The organism is Agromyces subbeticus DSM 16689 (genome assembly GCF_000421565.1).
Lineage (GTDB): Bacteria > Actinomycetota > Actinomycetes > Actinomycetales > Microbacteriaceae > Agromyces > Agromyces subbeticus.
The window spans coordinates 41912-62764 of sequence record NZ_ATXG01000019.1; the positions used below are offsets into that span (position 1 = coordinate 41912).

Sequence of the window (20853 nt, forward strand, 5' to 3'; positions counted from 1 at the left end):
GGTCTCGATCGAGACACCGTGCCGAAGGGCGGCGATCAGGCCCGTCTCGAGTTCACCCGGGTCCCTGAGCACCACGCGCGGCGTGGCGCCGAGTTGCAGCTCGTTCGGAGTGCGCCACACGAGGGGGAGGTGCGGATCGATGCGCGGTGACATGCCCAGAGCATGCCGGAATCGCCGGCGAAGCCGCAGAATCCTTCCACAGGCCGCGCAGACGGCGCGCCTCGATCTAGGCGGGCGGGTCTTCGCCGTCTTCGCTGGGCGCCGCGGGGGTCTCGCCGCGCAGCAGCTGTTCGAGAGCCTGGTCGAATTCGTCGTCGGCCTCGGTCTCTGCCGCGTCGGTTCCCGTGAGGCGGGCGATCAGGCGAGCGGGGTCGTCGAGGTCTTCGGCGGTGGGCAGCAGGTCGGGGTGCGCCCAGAGGGCGTCACGCGCCTCGATGCCGACGGCGTCGGTGACGGCGCGCCACATCGCGGTCGCCTCGCGAAGGCGGCGCGGGCGCAGTTCGAGGCCGACGAGCGTCGCGAACGCGGACTCGGCCGGACCGCCCGACGCACGACGGCGGCGGATCGACTCGGCGATCGCATCGGACTTGGGGAGGCGCGAGGTGGCATCGGCGGTCGCGGCGTCGACCCAGCCCTCGACGAGTGCGAGCATCGTCTCGAGCCGGGCGAGAGCCGCCTGCTGGCCCTCGCTCTTGGCGCGGATGAGCGCCCCGTTGACGACCGCGTTGCGGAGCGCTTCGGTGTTCGACGGGTCGAAGCCCTCGGCGAGTTCTTCGAGGCGCTCGGTGTCGATGTCGATGCCGCGTGCGAACGCCGTGATCGCGGTGATCAGGTGCAGCCGCAGCCAGCGCGCGTGACGGAACAACCGGGCGTGCGCCAGTTCGCGCACCGCGAGGTAGAGCTCGATCTGATCGGTCGGGATGTCGAGGTCGTCGCCGAACGCTGCGGCGTTCTGCGGCAGGATCGCCGCACGCCCGTCGTCGAGCAACGGGATGCCGATGTCGCCGCCCGACACGACCTCGGTGGCGAGCTGGCCGACGACCTGCCCGAGCTGCATCGCGAAGAGGGCGCCGCCGATGCCGCGCATCATGCGGCTCGCGCCCTCGATCATCTGGCGCATCTCTTCGGGCGCCTGCTCGCTCATGACCCGCGTGAGGGCGTCGGAGATCGAGAGCGCGACCGGCTCTGCCAGTTGCGACCAGATCGGCATCGTCGCTGTGACCCAGGCACGCCGGGTCAGCAACTCGGGAGTGCCCGGCAGCGCGCCGAACTCGACCGCTTCATCGAGCCAGAGCGACGCCACTTGGAAGGCCTGGTCGAGGCGGGCACGCTCATCGTCGGCGATCTGGCGTTGACCGGTCGCTGCGCGTTCTTCACCCTGCTTCAGGGCGACGCTCCAGTCGATGCCGTCGTCGGCCCGGTTCATCGCCTGCTGCAGCTGGCCGAAGAGGGCGGCGAGGCTCGCAGGATCGTTCGGCAGACCTGCGGCGCCGGCGAGACTCGACGGGTCGATACCGCCGGCCCCCGAGAGCAGCTCGCTGAGCATCTCGCGGAACTCGTCTTCGGGGCTCCGGTCGTCGGGCTCGTCTTGCCGATCGGCCATTGTCGCCACCTCCCAGTTGCGTTGGATTCCACCGTAACGCCGCCGCACCGTCCCCCGTCTGGGAAATGGCCTAGGCTGGGCGTTCCGGGTGTCCGCCCTTCGCGAACAGCGCCGGCCCCGGCGCTCGCAAGTTCGCGACAGCGACGCCCTGTCGCCCCGGAAGGAACTCGGATGGCCCTCTTCACCGACGAGCCGTCGATACCGATGACGCCGCCGCCGTCGCCGAACCATGCGAACCGTGCACATCGCCCGCTCGCCGAACGCATCGGCTGGGGCGCGATCACGATCGCCGTCGTGATCGGCATCGTCTTCGCCCTGGCGCCCTCGCCCTACGTCATCGAGCAGCCCGGCCCGGTCTACGACACCCTCGGGGTCGCCGAGAACGGCGATGGCGACGAAGTGCCGCTCATCGAGATCCCCGACGAGACCACCTTCCCGACCGACGGCGAGCTCAACCTGCTCACCGTCTCGATCCTCGGCCGGCCGGGCCAGACCCCGAACTGGCTCGAGATCGTCGCCGCGTGGTTCGACCAGACGCGTTCCGTCGTTCCGGTCGAGGCGATCTTCCCGCCGGGCGTCAGCAATGAAGACCGCAACGCCCGCAACGAGGCGGCCATGGTCGACTCCCAGCAAGACGCGATCGCCGCGGCGCTCGTCGAACTCGACTACGACTTCCCGCGTGAGGTGACGATCGCCGGCCTCCTCGAAGGCTCACCGGCCGACGGCATCCTCGAAGAGGGTGATGTCATCGTCGCCCTCGACGGGGCCGAGGTGCACTCGATCCGCGAGCTGCAGACCGCGGTGCGCGAGCACGGGTCGGATGCCCCCGCGCAGATCGATCTCGTTCGCGACGGCGCCCCGCTCACCGTCGAGGTGACCCCCGTCTCCCGCGACGGCGTCGCCGTGCTCGGCGTGGGCGTGCGCATGCACTACGAGTTCCCGGTCGACGTCGAACTGCAGCTCGACGACGTCGGCGGCCCGAGCGCGGGCATGATGTTCGCTCTCGGCATCGTCGACAAGTTGACCCCCGATGCGATGACCGGCGGCGAGATCATCGCCGGCACCGGAACGATCGATTCGGCGGGCGACGTGGGCGCCATCGGCGGCATCCGTCAGAAGCTCTGGGGCGCCGAACGTGCCGGTGCCGACTGGTTTCTCGCCCCCGAGGCGAACTGCAACGAGGTCGCGGGGCACGTTCCCGATGGCGTCACCGTCTTCTCGGTGTCGACCCTCGACCAGGCGCGAGAGATCGTCGAAGACGTCGCCGACGGAACCGTGACGGGCAGTTACCCGTCGTGCACCGCCTCCTGAACAGCCGATTCCAAGAAACGCAACTCTAGGATGGAATTCCGATCCCATCCCGACCGAACACGAGGCCGAGAGTGTCAGCACAGCCGCAAGAACCGAGGATCCAGCGCAGGCGCGCCCCGATCGCCATCACGATCGGTGTGGTCGCCGCGCTCGTCATTGCCTTCTTCGCATTCGCCGGCATCTACGCCGATGTGCTCTGGTACGACCAGCTCGGCTTCCTCTCGGTGCTCACCACCGAGTGGATCGCCCGGATCGTGCTCTTCGTCATCGGATTCCTCGCGATGGCACTGCCCGTGTGGGGTTCGATCCAGATCGCGTACCGCTCGCGGCCGGTCTACGCGAAGCTGAACTCGCAGCTCGACCGCTACCAAGAGGTCTTCGAGCCGCTGCGCCGCCTCGCGATGTACGGCATCCCCGTGGTGCTCGGCATCTTCGCCGGTGTCTCGGCGTCGAGCCGCTGGGAGCTCACGCTCGCCTGGTTGAACCGCACGCCCTTCGGCACCACCGACCCGCAGTTCGGGTTCGACGTCGGCTTCTTCGTGTTCGAGCTTCCGTTCTTCCGCGCAGTGGTCGGGTTCGCCTCGGCGGTCGTGCTGCTCTCGGTGCTGCTCGTGATCGCGACGAACTACCTCTACGGGGCGCTGCGCATCAGCGGCCGCGAGGTCGTCATCTCGAAATCGGCTCGCATCCAGATCGCGGTCACCGCCGGCATCTACCTGCTGCTCCAGGCGGTGAGCATCTGGCTCGACCAGTACGCGACCGTCACCGAGACGGGTTCGCTCATCACGGGCGCCTCGTACACCGACGTCAACGCCACCATCCCCAGCCGGGGCATCCTCGCGGCCATCGCCGCGGTCGTCGCCGTTCTCTTCTTCGTGACCGCGATCATCGGTCGCTGGCGCCTGCCGCTCGTGGGCACTGCGCTGCTCGTGGTCTCGAGCCTGCTCATCGGTTCGCTGTACCCGTGGGTCGTGCAGCGCTTCCAGGTCGACCCGAGCGCCCGTTCGCTCGAAGAGCCCTACATCCAGCGCAACATCGACCTCACCCGAGACGCCTACGATGTCGCCGACGTCGAAGAGATCCCGTTCGAGGCGAAGACCGACGCCGAGCCGGGCGCGCTTCGCGAAGACGCCGCGACCACCGCGAGCATCCGGCTCATGGACCCGCTCGTCATCAGCCCGGCGTTCCAGCAGCTCGAGCAGTTCCGCCAGTACTACCAGTTCCCGAACCGGCTCGATGTCGACCGCTACGAGATCGACGGCAACGTGCAAGACACGGTCGTCGCCGTTCGCGACGTCGACCTGTCGGGCCTCGGCGACGCCGAAACGTGGTTCAACTCGCACCTCGTCTACACCCACGGCTACGGCCTCGTGGCCGCGGCCGGCAACCAGCGCTCGGTCGACGGCCAGCCGGTGTTCCTGCAGTCGGGCATCCCGCAGTCCGGCGTGCTCGGCGAGTTCCAGCCGCGCGTGTACTTCGGTGAGGGCTCGCCGGCCTATTCGATCGTCGGTGCGCCGAAAGACGCGAAGCCGATCGAGCTCGACTACCCGTCGGGCAGCGAGGGCGCCGACCAGACGCAGACGACGTTCAAGGGCGATGGCGGCCCGAAGCTCGACAACGCGTTCACGAAGCTCGTCTACGCGCTGAAGTTCCAGTCGGAGCAGATCTTCCTCTCCGACCAGGTCACCACCGATTCGCAGATCCTCTACGACCGCGACCCGGTCCAGCGGGTGAAGAAGGTCGCGCCGTACCTGACGCTCGACTCCGACGCCTACCCGTCGGTCGTCGACGGCAAGGTCGTGTGGATCGTCGACGGCTACACCCTCTCCGACCAGTACCCGTACTCCAACAAGGTCAGCATGAGCGAGGCCATCGCCGACAGCGAGACTCAGGCGCCGACGCTCGCCTTCGATGAGGTCAACTACATCCGCAACTCGGTCAAGGCGACAGTCGACGCCTACGACGGCTCGGTGACGCTCTACGCGTGGGACGACGAGGATCCGATCCTGCAGACCTGGCAGAAGATCTTCCCGACGACGATCGAGCCGATGTCGAAGATGTCGGGCGACCTGATCAGCCACGTGCGCTACCCGTCAGACCTGTTCAAGGTGCAACGCGAGGTGCTCGGCCGCTACCACGTGACCGAGGCCGTGCCGTTCTACTCGCGTGAAGACGCGTGGACGACGCCGAAGGACCCGACCGCCGACACCGGCAGCAACCTCTTGCAGCCGCCGTACTACCTGACCATGCAGATGCCGGGTCAAGACGACCCGACGTACTCGCTGTACTCGACCTTCATTCCCGAGGCCCGGGGTGAGCAGAGCCGCAACGTGCTGCGCGGCTACCTCGCCGTCGACGCTGATGCGGGCAGCACCGACGGCAAGCGCGCCGAGGGCTACGGCCGGCTTCGATTGCTGACGCTGCCCGAAGACGACAACGTGCCGGGCCCGGGTCAGGTGCAGGCGAAGTTCAACTCCGACCCGACGGTGTCGCAGTCGCTCAACCTGCTGAAGCAGGGCCAGTCGAACGTCATCAACGGCAACCTGCTGACGGTTCCCGTCGGTGGCGGCCTGCTCTACGTGCAGCCCGTCTACGTCGAGTCCACCGGAAACACGAGCTATCCGCTCCTGCAGAAGGTGCTCGTCGCCTTCGGTGACCAGATCGCCTTCCAAGACACGCTCGACCTCGCCCTCGACGTGCTGTTCGGCGGCGACTCCGGCGCCGACGCGGGCGACAACGAGGTGGAACCGGGCGCCGAGCCGACCCCTCCGCCGGCCGAGGGTGAGGAGCCCACGACACCGGTGACGCCGAGCGACGAGGTGCAGGCGCTCCTGAACGAGGCATCCGTGGCTCTGAAGAACAAGCAGGCCGCGCTCGCCGAGGGCGACTGGGCGGCATACGGCGCAGCCGACGCGAAACTCGCGGAGATCATCGCCCAGCTGCTCGAGGTCACCTCGGCCGAGACGCCGGCCGGCTCCGAGTGATCGCCAGGCTCCTGGGGCCAGCGGGCTGACATGAGCATCGATCTGCGCGGAGGCGACTGGCTCGACGACAACCTGGCGAACTGGAACGAGCGCGTCGGCGTGCACGTCGCCTCGGAGTTCTACGACCGGGCGGCGCTGCGCGCCGGCGGGGGAGTGCTCGATCCCATCGTGAAGGCGGCGATCGAGCGGTTGTACCCCGACGGTCTCGAGGGCGTGCGCGTGCTGCACCTGCAGTGCCACTTCGGCTCCGACACGCTCTCGCTCGCGAATCTCGGCGCCACCGTGGTCGGCATCGACTTCTCGTCTGCAGCGGTCGCCGAGGCTCGCCGCATGGCCGACGAGCTCGGGGTCGCGCATCGAGCCCGGTTCATCGAGGCGAACGTCTACGACGCGCGTCACATGCTGCCCGAGCCAGAATCGTTCGACCTGGTCTTCACGACGTGGGGCACCATCGGCTGGCTTCCGGATGTCGCGGAGTGGGCGCGCATCGTGTCGTGGTTCGTGAAGCCCGGCGGCCGGTTCTACTTCGCCGACGGCCACCCGGCTGCTCTCGTCTTCGACGGCGATGCCGGGTCCGGCGGGCTGCCGTCGTTCGCGTACCCGTATGCGAACGAGGCACCCGACGTGCTCGACGACCCGAGCGACTACGCCGACGCCGGGGTGGCACTCGTCAATGCCCGCACCTGGGAGTGGACGCATCCGCTCGGTGAGGTCTTCGACGCCCTGCGCGGGGCCGGCCTCGCCGTCGAGTCGTTCGCCGAGCACTACCGGGTGCCGTGGCGCATCTTCCCCGCAGCAGTCGACCTCGGCGACGGCATGTACGGCTGGCCCGCCGAACGCTGGCTGCCGCTGTCGTACGAGCTCGTGGCGTCGCCGAACACGCGAACGGCCGCGACCGGCAGCTGACGCTGCAGATCACGGCCGCCGCCGTGGGTGCTCAGTCGCCCCTGAAGCTCAGTCGAGCGGGCCGCTCGGCGCCGCACGCAGCGCCTCGCCGAGCGTGCTGCCGAGCTCGTTGCGGTAGTCGCCCGAGAGGTCCCACCACATGGCGCCGCCGAAGCCCTGGCTCGTGAGCCACTCGGCCTTCGCCGTGACCGACTTCGGGTCGTCGAGGCTCCACCACTGGCCGCTCGCCGCGTCGAAGCGCCACGACGCTCCGATGGCGGGGTCGAAGTAACCCTCGCCGATGTCGCGGATCTCGTAGTACGGCTTCGTGCCGATCGAGGTGACCGCGGGGTCGGGAGTCCACCCGGCACGGTCGCCGATCGTCACGCCCGTCCAACCCTGCCCGTAAGCTGCGAGGCCCACATTCAGCTGGTCGGGCCGGGCGCCGCCGGCGGTGTAGAGCGCGATGGCGTTGTCGATCGCAAGACCCCAGTTGTTGGCGCCATCGGGGTGGAGGTTGCCCTGGTGGCCGGTGTTGCCGGTCCATCCGCCGGCATAGTCGTAGCCCTGCACGTTCAGCCAGTCGATCGACGCGAAGAGTCGAGCGGTGTTCCACCCGCCCGCATTGGTGTTCCATCCGCCGGCGGGGCCGAATGCCGTGAGCAGGTAGTCCTCGCCGGTCTCGGCGCCGTACGCGTCGAGTTGTGCACGGAACTCCTCCATGAGGGCGAGGAAGTTCTCCTTGTCTGCCGGGCTCGCGTTCGCCGTCTCGCCGCCGTTGACCGGCCACTCCCAGTCGACGTCGATGCCGTCGAAGATGCCGGCGGCTGCGCCGGGGCCGCCGAGGTTGCCGACCTTCGGCAGGTCGCCCTTCAGGTAGATGTCGATGCACGAGGAGACGAGCGCGGTGCGGCTCTCGGCGGTGGCTGCCGCGGCCGAGAAGTTGTCGGACCAGGTCCAGCCGCCGAGCGAGATGAGGACCTTCGTGTCGGGGCTGACTGCCTTGAGCTTCCGGAGTTGGTTGAAGTTGCCCGCGAGGCGCTGGTGCTTGTTCGCCTTGTCCTTCTTGCCGTCGACGGAGTCTCGAGCCGAGACGAGCCGGAGGTAGTCGTTCTGCGCGTCACCTTCGCCCGCCACATCCGTGATCTCGCACTTCAGGTTGGTGGTGACGTTGCCGAACGCGTAGTTGATGTGGGTGACGTCGTCGATGGCTCCGGTGGTCAGCAGGTCTTCGATCTGGTAGTCGCGAGTGACCGGGGTGTCCGACATGAGGTAGCCGACGCTGCGGTAGCCGTTGATCTCAGACTGACCGGCAGCGTCGTGATCGCCCGGCGATGCGAGGGCGGGGGAAGTCGCAGTGGCGGCGAGCAGCGTGGTGGCGACAGCGGCGAACGCTGCGCCACGAAGCACATGGCGTGGTGACATTGAATCCTCATCGATCGTGGTCGGGGCCGTGCTGCGCCCCTCGGAGCGGAACGGTTGCGGAGACAGTACCAACGCAAGGACCCGTTTGGAAAGAGTCTTAACAAAGAATCTCGCGCAGGCGCCGGCCTCGATTGGACGAGGCTCGAACGTCGTGCTAGAGTCATTTCTTGTGCCGCGGGGTGGAGCAGTTCGGTAGCTCGCTGGGCTCATAACCCAGAGGTCGTAGGTTCAAATCCTGCCCCCGCAACAAAGGCGGCATTGGGGAATCAGATTCTGATTCTCGGTAAATTGCCTAGAAGAGGTCGGGACTGAAGAAATTCAGTCCCGACCTCTTCTTTTTTGCCCTCCGGAGCTCCGGTTGGCGTCCTACGCGCATTCGACGCGGGGCCGGTGGGCCGTTAACGACGAAAAGCCTGCCCTCCGGGCAGGCTGAAGCCTTCGTACTTTTCGTGAAGCTGTGTCAGTGGCGTTGGCTCAGCGCGGTGGGCCGTTGTCGCCGGGTTGCCGGCGCGGCAGCGGGTTGCCGTTGGCGTCCTTTCGTCGGCGCGTGCGGGTCTTCGGTGCATCCATGCGTTTGGCGTCCGCGATGAAGAAGCTCCGGATGCGGTGGATGTTGTCTGCCACGACGGCGAGCGCCGATGCGAGATAGGTGAACGCGTAGCCGCGACCCGATCGGAGGTCCGGCTCTTCGATGTCGAACTTCGTCGCCTTCTTCAAGAGGCGATTGGAAGCTTCGACCAAACTTCGCATGCCCTTGTACTTGTGCCATTCGCGAGACTCGTAGGCGAATTTCTGCACATGTTTGATTGGCTGCGGCTTCCTGGGGGAGCCCGACCTCTTTGTCTTTGAGGGTGAATTTGTCGGAACGAGCGCCGCAATATGCGACGGCGCATCCGTTTCGGGCACGAGCATCGGGACAGTGATTGATGATCGGTGCGTCACTGGCTTCGGTGGGACAAGTGACAGTTTCGGGTCGGGGTAGCGGAATCGCTGCGCACCGTCCGCATCCACATGGCCGTGTTCCTTCATGCGATACCGCGTCCGGCTCGAGATGAGCTTTTCAAGTTGCGTTCGGTGGCTGGGGCCATCGGTTAGGAGGGCTTCGTGCTGCTCGATGAGTTCGATCTGCTCGGGTGTATGTGTCGTCGAACGTGAGTAGCCTTTGAGGGCTCCTCGCGCAGCTCTGATGGCATCCTTCAGTTCGCGCAGCCGCTTGCCTGCAGAAACCAGGTCGTCCGGCATCCAGTTGGTGTACCAATTTCCATCGACGAGGATCAGATCCTCGAACCAACCTTGCAGCCCGAGGTCGGGCGCTTTGTAGTCCAAGATGAGTTCGGCGCCTGCAAGTCGGGCAGGGATGTGGAAGTTCTCAATCTTTTCGCCGTTGTACGCACGGTCCACGTTCAAGAGAAAGCGACCGAAGCCGAGTTGTTTGTGATGATGGATCAGGCGTGCCGCATGGCCGATGAGCTCACCAGGTCGATGCATCGAAACGGCCGTGACGAGGGTGGGAAACCGGTCGCTCTCCCCGGGCTCATTCCACATCATGACGGCCGTCTCGAGCTCGTATGCAGCTACGTCAGTAACGGCGCCCTTGCCGTCGTGTTTGCCTTCTCGGCGGTATCGACCGGAAAGCGGGTCCGGGTTCGATCTGTCGCCGAGCTTGGAAGATGAGTTGGGGCTGCCGGCGATGTGGACTTTGGTGGCGTCGACAATTATTGCGCCGCCAAATTCCCCCCAGATTTCACGCGGCAGAAGTTTGATGCTTTCGCGAAGGATGCTGTTGACGAGTTCATCGAAGCGCTCGAGCATACGTGCAGTGTTTTCGATGTAGCTCGGTTGTTCGGTGGCCTTTCGGTAGTCTTCCCAAGCAGGCCCCTTCAGCTTCTTGTTTCGCGGGCCTGGGTACGGGTCGATGAGTTCGAGCAGTCGGTTCACGGCGGCCCACATGCGGTCGTACCACTGGCTGTGGGTACCTGACTTGTGGGACACCTCGAGAAGGACGCGCTGGTCGTGCTTAAGTCTGAGCCGCAGAGTCCGCGCGAGTTCGTGATAGGTGAGTGGCTTGCCTGCAATGGCGTGTGCGAGGAACAAGATGAGCACCGCAGTCATCGGGACGAGGGGTTTCGCGCCCGCGTTCGACTTTCGTGCTTCGTCCTTCCACCTGGCGAGCATGTCCGGCGCGGTGGACGCGGTCACGACGTTGTGGGCTAGTTCCAGGAAGACCCTCGGCAGCGCTTCGACGGCTGCTTCTCTTTCATAGTCCTCGACCGACCTCCCGAACACGGCTTGCATTCGCCGCTCGAGCTGCCGGGCACCGTTGCGTTCCACTCGCTTCGTCTCGGTGGACGGTATCGTCGTGGTCAACGCTCAGCCGATCCACGCACTGCAGTCCGGTAGGCCAGAGGGCCGACATCGTCCACGTAGACGAGATAGTGGTGCAGGTTGTTGAACTGGACCATTCCTGCTGCGCGCATGAGCTCTTTGATGGGAGTGCCTGCCGCGAGGTGCGCGACGATCCATGTCGCGCGCAGCCGGGAGCCGTTGGGTGCCTTGCCGCTGGTCTTCTCGGTGAACGCGTTCAGCAGGCTCTTGTTCTTCCGCTGTCCGTCGCTCATCCAGAGGGGTCCGTCTGCGGGGAGCTTGTCGAGTTCAGCGGTGATCCAAGATTCCCATCGGCGGAGAACGGGTACGTCCCGCGGCGTTTCGCCGGAGCGGATGGCCAGAAGGATGCCTTGATCGTCGACCGTGACGTCGCTGCAGAGTAGTTCGAGTTCTCCTGGTCGAAGGCCGGCGCCGGCGCAGAGCGCCAGCATGAGGCGAGCCTTGCGGGTCTTGATCTCGCTGGCCTGACCATTGGCCCAATTCTCGAACTCGGTCATTTCCGTCGGGCTATACGGTGCGGCGATGGAACGGCGCCCGATTCGTTTCATGCGCTGCGGGAATCCGTCCGGATTCAGGCGTTCAGCTGTGTCGATGAGTTTCGATCGATAAGTCGCTTTTGTGCCGTCTGCGAGCCCGAGACTACCGATGTAGGCGTCGATGATGCGCGGTGTGAGCAGATCCTCCGTAGCCATCGGCAGGCCCTGCTCGGTGATGCACCAGAGAAGGTATGGGCTCAGGATCACCATTGTGCGAGCGGCGCCAGTCGAATCATCGGATGCGCGGGCGGCGAGCTCCTGTGCGAACGGGCCGACGCGTTCCCATCCGGGCGTCGGACGTTTCGGTTTGTAGCGTTCCACGGCCAGGATCACCTCCGCTGAAACGGTGCTGTCATAGCGGTTCGCGACGAGGTCGGGTGCGGTGAGCTGCCGCGGACGTGTTGCGATGCTTGCGAGTTGCGGGAGAGCGGGCTGAGTGCGCTCGGTTGATTTGGTGGCCGCGGGGATGGTCATGCAGAGATGCGTGTGTGGCTACAGACTGGCCTCCGCTTGACGACTTGGGCGAATAATGTTCACTTCAAGCAGTCCCACTGGCGTGTTACCCGGCATTCTGCTGCAGATCCGTCGCGGATAATCTCCCTATGCAGTCTGAGAAACAGACCATTCGAGATCGAACTCGGTCGACGACCGGTTTCGCGTTCGAGCCGAGAACGCTTTGTGCCGTGCCGACGGTGTTCGGACGTTCGAGCGCTCTGTTCGCTGCCGTCGACGGACTCGGCGGTGGGGACCCGCGTGTGCGGGCGGCTCAGCTGCAGCACCGCGTTGCCAACGCGGTGCGTGAGGAGATCCTTGCCGGAGGGCAATCGCTCGAAGAGCATCTCGCTGAGGTCGATCTGAATCTTCCGGGGTTAAGTTACGACCGGATGATCCGATTGCTCCGAGGTAAAACTCAGATGCAGTTGGCGGACGTGCTGTTCTGGGCAGATCGGTTCGGACGTGTCCGTGCGGTTGTAGTTGAAGAACTCCTGCGTAGCTAGCAGTAGGCATCACCCCAATCGGAACTGGTTAATGAAATTACCAGACTATTGCTCACTTCTGCCAGTAATCCGGTCTCTCGAGCCACGCTCCGCCAATCCGCGGGTTGCATATTGCGAGAATGGCTAATAGATTAACCGAATGGTCGGGCTCCAGCACTCGCGAGTATGTTTGCGAGGACTCGCGTCGCATCAACCTCTACGCTTGACTCATGCCCCGGACTTCACGGCCTCGCCCTCACGAGCTGACCGTGTCCTGGCCTGAGAAGACCGCAGATGAACCCACCGGTGAAGTGGCCCGCAGGTTCGCGAACAACGTCCGCGCGGCGATCGGTGATCGAAGCATCCGGTCGGCTGCTGCCGCCTGCGAGGTCAATCACGCGACGCTCCTCGGGATCCTCGCTGGCAGGGTCTGGCCTGACCTCTACACGATCTCGAAACTCGAGACTGGGCTCGATACGGAGTTGTGGCCAGGACGTATCCGGCGGACCTGACCGACGATCCACGCACCGTAAAGAGCTTGGATGAAGCTCACGCGGATTCTCCTCGACATTGACGGAACACTCACGAGCCCCGGTGCAGCTTCCGTGTGGGGCGGCGAGCTCCAAAAGGCCACGATCTTCGTGGCCCCGTACTCCCGCGCCGATGAAGCCCGGATCATCGTCGAGTGGTCACCGCGGGCGATCGACGCGATCCGGCGGATCGCCGTACGGCCAGATGTAGCCGTCGCTTGGTTTTCAACGTGGGGCGCTCAGGCGCATTCCGTGTTCGCCCCGCTTGTTGGCCTCCCCGAGATCCGGTACGCCGTCCTGCCGCCCAATGATCCGCTCGCGCAGACCGCAGCTTGGAAGTACGTGGCGATCGCTGATGAGATCTTCAGAGGTTCGCCGCCGCTCATTGTGATCGATGATCGTCTCGACGACTCAGTGCTCGCCGGCATACGAGCCCGAGCCCGCGAGTTCGGGTCACGGTTCCATGTGGTGAGACCCGATCCGATGGTCGGGATCACGCCCGGCGAGGTCGACCGGATCACGGCTTGGGTCGAACGGGATTAGCCGGCAAGCCCCAAGTCGAAGTTCCCAGCGCATCCCCGAGTCATCTCCGAGAAGCGCAATGAATCAGTCGGCGCGCATCATTCGGGATAACCGCGAGGTCGGCCCGTTGCATGGGCAAGTCTTGTCGCACTGATGGGGTGCACGCACCGCCGAGGTCTCGCTCTCAACCCCTCAGGCTCGCGTTTCGCGTCTCGAAGACCGGCGAAGTTCCGGCGCGGCGTTCGTCATCACTAGATTCTCTCGCCGCCCACGCCATACCCAACGGGCGGGTACGGGGCCCAAATGTCGCCGGGGTGTTGGTAGATGATCGAGTTCGGTCCGAACTGATACTGGGTCTTCACTCGCTCGGGCGGAGGATAGTTACCCCAGTAGCTGTCCACCCATTTCGCTATATCGTGGGCCTTCCAAACCCAGCCGACAATCGGAAGCAGGCCCTTACCGGTCTTGACGACCCACTTTCCTTTATCCCACCACGCTTTCATTGTCTGGCCTGAGTCAAACCAGGTCGAGGACGGTAGGGGCTTGCGTCCACCCGCTCCCAAAGGAAGCGTCGAAGGCCACCCAACCTCGATGCCTCCCCAAGCGCCACTACCCCCATTCAGAGGACCCGATGTGCCGATCGTTGTACTCGCGGCAGGGGTTCGGCCGAAACCCCCCCCAAGGTGCGGCACCTTGTTGTCCCAGCAGGAGGTCAACGGCTTTCTGACGAGCGACTCGCTCTGCAGCTGCGATGGGATCGAAGGAGTCGCCAGTCATCAACGGTCTTGGAAGACGGGCGGGTGTTGAGGTGGCCGCTTGCTGCCGGAGGACGAACTTTTCAAGTGCGACCGGAGGAAGCGGAAGGTTGAAGGGTTCAATCATCGCTGGCCGCGTGCACTGGTGGTGGCACCGGGTCACCAGGGTCGCTTGAGCCAAGGCGAGTGTTTGCAATTACCGCTTGAGCATCAGCGAGCCCTTCTGGCGGAACTACGAGGTGAACCTCGGTTGCGTAGCCTGCGGCATTCGCGGAGAGACAGTAGGCGGCGGCCACCGTCTCTGATGGGAACGTCGCGACAACGCCAAGGTCGTACCGGCCCAAGAGAACCCACTGACAGTGATCGGCGACTTCGCCGCCCAAGGCACGAATAGCATCGACCTGCGCGCGCGCCCCCTCAGCGCCGTATGTCGCGACTCTTAGCGATGCCGCTGCATCTGCCCGCATCAGTAACAGGACTGTCACCATGCGACGAACCGTAGACCTCCGCAAACACCGCCGTCAATAGAACGGGCGGCAGGCGACCGGGTGTCCGCGGCCGGGTCCCGCATCAGAAACGGCTTGGTGATTCGATTTCGAAGTGGCCCCGAACGTCGACCCGCGAGCCTCCCTGTTCTTGGGAACTGCGCTTGGCTCCCCGGAACCTATTTGGCGTACTTGGCGTCGACTTCTGCGTCCGCTTCCGCCTGCGTGATCACGGGTCGAGCGTTTCACCAGACGGGAAGCGTCCAGCCAGTTGACCTTTCTGTCCGCGATCGACTCGATCGAGCGCCATCGAACGTCCGCGGTCGACGTCCGTCTTGTGAACGGCAGCCAGCCATCGAGCGGTACAACAAGGATCGCTGTTGACTGGCTGGAGGCCGAAGCGGCTCCCTGATCGGGCAGCGGCGGGGCGCCTTAGCTCAGAGTGCCCCGCCCCCAGGCGCAAGGCGGCGTCGTAGTGCTCGGCATGGACGCCCCGCTGAATGCGATCGCGTGCAGCTGTTCGAGGACCGATGCGGCTGCGAGACCGACGGCGCCGGTGAGCGATGCGCGTTCCTCCAGCACAGATGCGATCAGGGGGGCGCGGGCCGTACAGTGCAGAGCCCCCCGACACGCCTGCGCAGCGGGGTGAGGAACGTCTCTCCCGCGCGGACATTGCCGCCGCCGACGACGACGAGCTCGGGGTCGACTGCGAGGACGAGCGCGGCGATGCCGGGGCGAGGGCTGTGGCGAAGGTCTCGACCGCCGTGAGGGCGTTCGAGTCAAGCAACGTCAGCGTTCGGCGCTTCTCGTACGGGTTCTTCTGAATTTCGAACTCCACGGCTCGGCTGGATCGAGGTGCCGGCGTCCGCTAGCCCTCTCAGAGTCATCTGGTCAGTTCGCGGGAGGCAGGCGTTTTCCGCGATTAGCGGCGTATGCCCGCCCAACCGTGCTAGCCGCATTCAGGGTCGCTCGCCTTGAACGTGTGAGCTTCGACCTCTTGCGTGTTGTGAAACTCGCCATCGTACCCTGACGTGGCTACAGCGAAGAGCGGGCGTCGACCGGTGCACGGCTAGGACTGGGCGAGCCCGAGCCGACATCGGTGGCACGGGCGGGCAGCGCCGACACCGCTGCCCGCTCCGCGCATTCAACTTCAGGCGACGAACTCGTCAGTCAGTGCGGCATCGTGGCCGTAGGGCGGGTCGATCTCGTGTGCGTCGACGCCGAGGCCCTTCGCGAGCCCGCGCACTTCCGCCGCACGTGTGTGGGCGAGTTCGAGTCCTCGGAGGTTCGCGTCGACTTGCTCGGGCCGAGTCGCCCCAAAGAGCAGCGAGCAGATCTCGGGCTTGCTGATGGCGAAAGCGATGGCGAACTCCGCGGCAGTCACGCCGAGCGAGGCCGCTGCCTCCTGTACGGCCGGCACCCGTCGGCGAATCTCTTCGCGGATTCCACCGATGTCGAGTCCGATCTTGCGCACTGGAGTTAGATTGCCGGTGAGCATTCCGCCCTCGAGCGTGTCAGAAGTGTGCACACTGATGCCGGTCTCAGCGAGCACTTGACTGTACTCGGGGCCGTCGACGACGTTCTGCCGTACGACGGAGTATTTGAGCTGTACAAGCTCGGGCGTCGGCAGCCCTTGCTCGCGGCAGTGCCGGAACGCCTCGAGGATCAGCTCGGGTCGCCAGTTCAGGCCGCCCCAGGCCTTCGCGCGCCCCGAAGTGACGAGCCCGGCGGCCTCGGTCGCGAGCGCGGCCACGTCCATACCGTCGCGCGGGTGCTCGACGATGATGACGTCGACGTCATTGACGGCGAGCCGTCGCAGCGTCTGGTCGAGCTGCGCTGCGAGCGAGCGCTCCGGATAGTCGAAGAACCAGACCTTTTCGGCCAGCACGATGTCCTCGCGCGAGAACTCTGCCTCCTGCAGCATCCGCCCGAACAGCACCTCGGTATGCGGCTTGTCCCGGTAGTACGCCACGTCAAAGAAGTTGATCCCATTGCGGTACGCGTGGTTGATCAGTTCGACGTTGGCTTCGAAGGACAGCCGTGAATAGGTGTTCCAAGAGCCGAGCGAGAGTTCACTCACTTCGATGCTGGTGTTTCCGATGGTTCGCATGTGGTTGTCGTTCACTTTCTCTTCATTGCATTGACAAAGGCCTTCGCACGTTCGGACTGTGGATCCGTCAATACAAGATCAGGCGGACCGAACTCGACGATCCGGCCGTGGTCGAGGAGCGCGACGGAGTCGCTGACCTCGCGTGCGAAGTTCATCTCGTGAGTGACGATGAGCATCGTCATGCCCGATTCGGCCAGTTCGCGGATGACGTCGAGCACTTCGCCGACGAGTTCCGGGTCCAGGGCTGATGTGGGTTCGTCGAACAGCATCACGCTCGGTTTCGGCGCCAGTGCGCGAGCGATCGCGACACGTTGCTGCTGCCCGCCCGAGAGCATCGAGGGGTACTGATCCGCCTTCTCGGCCAAGCCCACCCGGTCGAGCAGGTAACGTCCGCGCTCCGCTGCGACCGCTCTTGACTGCCCGAGCACGATGCGGAGTCCTTCGCACACGTTCTCGAGCGCAGTCAGGTGCGGGAACAAGTTGAATTGCTGGAAGACCATTCCGAAGTGGGTGCGCTGCCGGGCTTTTCTCTTCTCACCCAACGGGTAGTAGCGGTCATCACGCTGCCGGAAACCGAGTAATTCACTGCGATACCAGATTTCGCCGGAATCGATGGTCTCGAGCATGTTGATGCAGCGGAGCAAGGTGCTCTTGCCCGAGCCTGAAGGGCCGAGCAGCGAGATCACCTGTCCCTCGCACAGCTCGAGGTCGATGCCGTCGAGCACGAGCAGATCGCCGAAGCGCTTCTCGATGTCCCGGGCTCTCACGATCGGTTGACCGTCGATCGCCACGTCATTCATTGACACCACGGAATCCCTTCCCGAACTTCTTCTCGAGCTGACGCTGTCCGAGCATCGCGAGACTCGTCAGGGCGAGGTACCAAATGCACGCCACGACGAGTAGCGGGATCGTCTGATAGGTCTCGCCGTAGATGAGTTGCACGGTCGTGAGGAGCTCGGTGTAGCCGATGACGAACACGAGCGAGGTGTTTTTGAACAGCGTGATCATCTCGTTGCCGAGCGACGGAATGATGACACGAATGCTTTGCGGTGCGATGATCCTGCGCATCGCCTGCCAGCCCGTCATGCCCATCGAGCGGGCCGCCTCCATCTGGCCGCGAGAGACTGACAGGATGCCGCCGCGGTAGATCTCGCCGATGTACGCACCTTGGATGAGCGTGAGCCCCAGGATGGCCGCGGTCGACTGCGAGATCAGCGTGTTCGTGGGCAACGCGACCAGTGGAGGAAGGAACGGCAGCCCGATCGGCACCTGCGGCAGGAGCGCGGCGAGGAAGAAGATGAACAGAAGCAGCACGAGGGCGGGGATCGCACGGATCAGCCAGATGTAGACCGCCCCGACGGCGCGGAAGACCGGGTTCGCCGACATCCGGAGATATGCAACGAGCGCACCCATGATGAGACCGGTGACCGCGCAAGTGACCGTGAGGATGACCGTGTTCTGCAGGCCGATGAGCACTTCGGGGTGGAAGAGGTACTCGCCGACGACGCCCCATTGCCAGTTCTTGCCGTTGACGAGGAAGTCGATGGTGCCGGCCAGAGCGATCAGTGCGACCGCGCCGGAGATCCACCACGACCACGGAACAGGCTTCACGAAATGATAGGTGCGCCTCGTCGCCGGGGCCTTCGGCGCCGTCACGACGGCGGCCTCAGAAATCGGAACCATTGATCTCGATCTCCTCCAGGCCAATGCTCTCCTGTCCCCACTCCGCCACGATGCGGTCGTAGGTGCCGTCTTCCTTCATCTCGGTCAGCACCTTGAAGATCGCGTCACGGAGCTCGGTCTTGTCCTTCGGGATCCCGATGCCGTATGGCGCCAGCAGCTCGGGATCGCCGGCGAGTTCGAACGTGTCGGGGTTGTCCTTCACCAGTTGGTTCGCGACGGCGAGGTCCGACCATTCGACGTCGACGCGGGCGCTCTGCAGGGCGAGTGTCGCCGTGGGTCCGTCGGCGTAGCCCTGGATGTCGATTGCGGGCTCGCCGGCGTCGGCGCATGCCTGCTGTTCCTCATCGGCGTAGCCCTGTTGGATGCTGCCTTTCACGATCGCCAGGCTGCGACCGCAGAGGTCGTCACGGCCGGCCACACCTGCCGGATTTCCGGCCTGCACGACGAGGACGACACCGCCTTCGACGAGGTCCACGAAGTCGAGCGTCTTCCGTCGTTCGGCGAAATCGCCGGCGGCCAGCGCGACGTCATATCGGTTCGCAAGGACGCCGGGGATCACTGCGTCGGACGAGACCTTCTCAAAGCGCACCTCGAGCCCGAGCCGCTCGGCGTACTCGCGAGTGAGGTCTGGGATGAGGCCAACCATCTCCGAACTGCCTCCCTCGGTGTACTTCAACGGCTTGACGCTGCCGCTGTCCGCGGCGATCAGTACCCCGGGTTCGGCCAGCGAGGCAGAGAGCGGATCGCTCGCGTCGGCGCTACCAGAGGCGCAGCCCGCGAGCCCGGTCGCCACGGCGAGTGCGCCACCGATCAGGACGATCTTGTGGTTGGGAAGCTTCATTGCTTGTCCTTTCGTGGAAGTCCGTGATTTGGGACACTACCCACGAACTCGCCATATAGTCAACACATTGACTAAACTTGCGCGGAAACCGATAGGCTTCCCGCATCCGCTATCCGGATGCTTGCCGCTCGCAACGCACCACCGCGCTGCGAGTCAAAGCGAGAACGAGAGAAGGGCCCGCACACTGATCGCGATGACGCGCCTAGGAGACCCGACAAGATGACCTCTTCGCATAGAGAATCGCCGACCGGGCCCGCAGAGACGCCTGACGGTGCTGACGTTGACTACTGGTCGTTCGTCGACTACTTCGCCAAGAACGCCGGCCGGAATATGCCGTGGCTCGACACCGACGCAGCCGAGTTCTTCATGACACTCCACCGCGCATTCGAGCTGATCGTTTACGACATCCGCGGGGAGCTTGATCAGCGCATGAGCTCCGCTGCGCTCCGCGCGCTGCTCGTGCTGACCACGGTTGGGCCGTCGACCCTGCTGCGAGTTGCCGAACTCACCGGAATGAGCCGGGCAGCAGCATCAGCGCTCCTGAAGCGACTCGAGTCCGACGGTTTGGTAAGTCGTCAACCGTCCGCAGACGACGGCCGCAGCATCGTGGTGGCCGCGACGCCCGAAGGTAAGGTCGCCTGCGATGAGGCGTACCGCGATTACAACGCAAGAGAGGCATTCTGGCACGACCGACTCGACCCCGAAGAGGCAGAGACAATGAAACGCGCTCTTTCGCGACTCGCTGCGAGTGTCAGCGAGATACGCCGCCGCAGCTGAATCGCGGATTCGGGGGACAGGCTATCGCCGACTCCAACAAGCCATCACACGCCCCGGAGCTAGGCCGCGAAGGCGTTCACCCTGCTACGTCAGGATAAGGGTCGCTCGGTCAGCAAAATCGCCTGCGGTCTTCGTATTGTGTGCCGTACATGTCCTGCCAACCACTCGGTCAACGACCGATTGCAGCGCATCAGTTTCTGCATCCCGGCCGGGTTTCACTACCCCAGACGTATCGACAAGCACGTAGCCGAGCTCGAACAGGTCATCGCAGCCGAGCGAGCACGCGAGCATTGCGATCGACGCGAAGTCTTTGCGGTGGTCCTCATCCGACACAGAGCGGGGCTTGATGTGGGCAGCCACAAGTAGAGACACCGGCAACCGGCGACCGCAGAGATCGCAACTCGCGGAATCGCGCCCGTCAAGAAGGTATGCCCGAAGCCGCCCTTGCTCGCGTCGGCGTCGACCGATCGTTACCGCATCCGTCTCGCCGAGCTCCCAGATCCCATCAACTGAGGCCGGTTCTGTGAGATCGACCGTGTCTGCTTCGATAGCGAGTCCGAGTCGCTCGAGAAGACGTTGCCCCTCATCGTCTGCGATGACGCTGAGGTACTTTTCCTGTGGGATGCCGTTGCGGTCCATCGGGCCCGGAGCGCCGACCGCAATGAGTTCAGGCAACTCGTGCCAATCAAGAGCGAGGTCAGTCGCGATCGGTTCGACTCGGACGAGCCACCCGGCGTCGAGGTCGAGCGATGTTCGCTTCGGATATCCGGAAGGTCTCGGTGACGGTACCCACTCCGCAACCACCCGACTCACGGCTCGGACATATCCGTGGGCGTAGTGAAAGACGTGATCGCCGTTGCGGATTGCCTTGATGCGTATGCGATCTTGTCGCAGGGTGCCGTCCGGCCACGGAGAAGTCCACAACGTCCCTTGCACGATCGCCGTTTCGTAGTTTCGGCCTTGACTCGCCCACCAAGATGCCATTGGGTCCTTCCGACCATCACTCGTCTATTCGGTAGTCAGTTCGATATTTCGAGGCTGGAC

The 20853-nt window shown here is 64.7% G+C and carries 15 protein-coding genes and 1 tRNA gene; 7 read left to right on the forward strand and 9 right to left on the reverse strand.

Features of this window, described 5'->3' with window-relative positions; genetic code table 11:
- Window positions 1–226 precede the first annotated feature (226 nt).
- Window positions 227–1603 carry a zinc-dependent metalloprotease gene (locus tag H521_RS0118585; protein ID WP_022894518.1) on the reverse strand — a complete coding sequence of 459 codons (1377 nt, stop codon included), beginning with the start codon at window positions 1601–1603 and terminating at the stop codon, window positions 227–229.
- A gap of 171 nt (window positions 1604–1774) precedes the next feature.
- On the opposite strand from H521_RS0118585, the gene H521_RS0118590 reads away from it, so the two are divergent.
- The 3 genes from H521_RS0118590 (at window position 1775) to H521_RS0118600 (ending at window position 6804) form a co-directional block, all read left to right on the forward strand.
- On the forward strand, window positions 1775–2914 hold the full coding sequence (locus tag H521_RS0118590; protein ID WP_022894519.1) for a YlbL family protein: 1140 nt from the start codon (window positions 1775–1777) through the stop codon (window positions 2912–2914).
- Between the two features lie 71 nt (window positions 2915–2985).
- Entirely contained in the window at window positions 2986–5898 is a 2913-nt protein-coding gene (locus H521_RS0118595) for a UPF0182 family membrane protein (RefSeq protein WP_022894520.1), read from the forward strand.
- A 30-nt stretch (window positions 5899–5928) separates the two neighbouring features.
- Window positions 5929–6804, forward strand: a complete 876-nt coding sequence (locus tag H521_RS0118600; protein ID WP_022894521.1) for a class I SAM-dependent methyltransferase — start codon at window positions 5929–5931, stop codon at window positions 6802–6804.
- A gap of 48 nt (window positions 6805–6852) precedes the next feature.
- Here H521_RS0118600 and H521_RS24320 read toward each other — a convergent pair whose 3' ends face one another.
- Window positions 6853–8208 carry a glycoside hydrolase family 18 protein gene (locus H521_RS24320; protein WP_040425006.1) on the reverse strand — a complete coding sequence of 452 codons (1356 nt, stop codon included), beginning with the start codon at window positions 8206–8208 and terminating at the stop codon, window positions 6853–6855.
- Window positions 8209–8381: 173 nt separating this feature from the next.
- On the opposite strand from H521_RS24320, the gene H521_RS0118610 reads away from it, so the two are divergent.
- Window positions 8382–8455, forward strand: a tRNA-Met gene (locus H521_RS0118610).
- Window positions 8456–8682: 227 nt separating this feature from the next.
- Here H521_RS0118610 and H521_RS25970 read toward each other — a convergent pair.
- Together H521_RS25970 and H521_RS25215 are read right to left on the reverse strand one after the other, a co-directional pair.
- Window positions 8683–10539, reverse strand: coding sequence for a hypothetical protein (locus H521_RS25970; protein ID WP_156891546.1), 1857 nt, complete (start codon window positions 10537–10539; stop codon window positions 8683–8685).
- A 32-nt stretch (window positions 10540–10571) separates the two neighbouring features.
- Window positions 10572–11603, reverse strand: a complete 1032-nt coding sequence (locus H521_RS25215; protein ID WP_022894526.1) for a site-specific integrase — start codon at window positions 11601–11603, stop codon at window positions 10572–10574.
- 128 nt (window positions 11604–11731) lie between these two features.
- On the opposite strand from H521_RS25215, the gene H521_RS0118635 reads away from it, so the two are divergent.
- Window positions 11732–12127 (forward strand): hypothetical protein, encoded by a 396-nt coding sequence (locus H521_RS0118635; protein WP_156891548.1) that lies wholly within the window; start codon window positions 11732–11734, stop codon window positions 12125–12127.
- Between the two features lie 521 nt (window positions 12128–12648).
- On the forward strand, window positions 12649–13179 hold the full coding sequence (locus H521_RS25220) for an HAD domain-containing protein (RefSeq protein WP_022894529.1): 531 nt from the start codon (window positions 12649–12651) through the stop codon (window positions 13177–13179).
- A 2369-nt stretch (window positions 13180–15548) separates the two neighbouring features.
- On the opposite strand, the gene H521_RS24335 is transcribed toward H521_RS25220, so the two are convergent.
- Genes H521_RS24335 through H521_RS0118670 form a run of 4 tightly spaced genes read right to left on the reverse strand, consistent with a single transcriptional unit; the run spans window position 15549 to window position 19032 of the window.
- Complete coding sequence (locus H521_RS24335; protein ID WP_156891549.1) at window positions 15549–16508, reverse strand: aldo/keto reductase; 960 nt, start codon at window positions 16506–16508, stop codon at window positions 15549–15551.
- 11 nt (window positions 16509–16519) lie between these two features.
- Complete coding sequence (locus tag H521_RS0118660; protein ID WP_022894532.1) at window positions 16520–17308, reverse strand: amino acid ABC transporter ATP-binding protein; 789 nt, start codon at window positions 17306–17308, stop codon at window positions 16520–16522.
- The gene (locus H521_RS24340; RefSeq protein WP_022894533.1) at window positions 17301–18191 is read right to left on the reverse strand and encodes an amino acid ABC transporter permease; all 891 of its coding nucleotides are present in this window, start codon (window positions 18189–18191) and stop codon (window positions 17301–17303) included. Before H521_RS24340 ends, H521_RS0118660 begins: the two co-directional genes overlap by 8 nt.
- The gene (locus H521_RS0118670; RefSeq protein ID WP_022894534.1) at window positions 18175–19032 is read right to left on the reverse strand and encodes a transporter substrate-binding domain-containing protein; all 858 of its coding nucleotides are present in this window, start codon (window positions 19030–19032) and stop codon (window positions 18175–18177) included. Before H521_RS0118670 ends, H521_RS24340 begins: the two co-directional genes overlap by 17 nt.
- Window positions 19033–19149: 117 nt before the next feature.
- Here H521_RS0118670 and H521_RS25225 point away from each other — a divergent pair, with 117 nt between their 5' ends.
- Window positions 19150–19809 (forward strand): MarR family winged helix-turn-helix transcriptional regulator, encoded by a 660-nt coding sequence (locus tag H521_RS25225; protein WP_084512660.1) that lies wholly within the window; start codon window positions 19150–19152, stop codon window positions 19807–19809.
- Window positions 19810–19893: 84 nt separating this feature from the next.
- Here the strand turns inward: H521_RS25225 and H521_RS25975 are convergent, their stop codons facing one another.
- The gene (locus tag H521_RS25975; protein WP_156891551.1) at window positions 19894–20793 is read right to left on the reverse strand and encodes an HNH endonuclease family protein; all 900 of its coding nucleotides are present in this window, start codon (window positions 20791–20793) and stop codon (window positions 19894–19896) included.
- Between the last annotated feature and the right edge of the window lie 60 nt (window positions 20794–20853).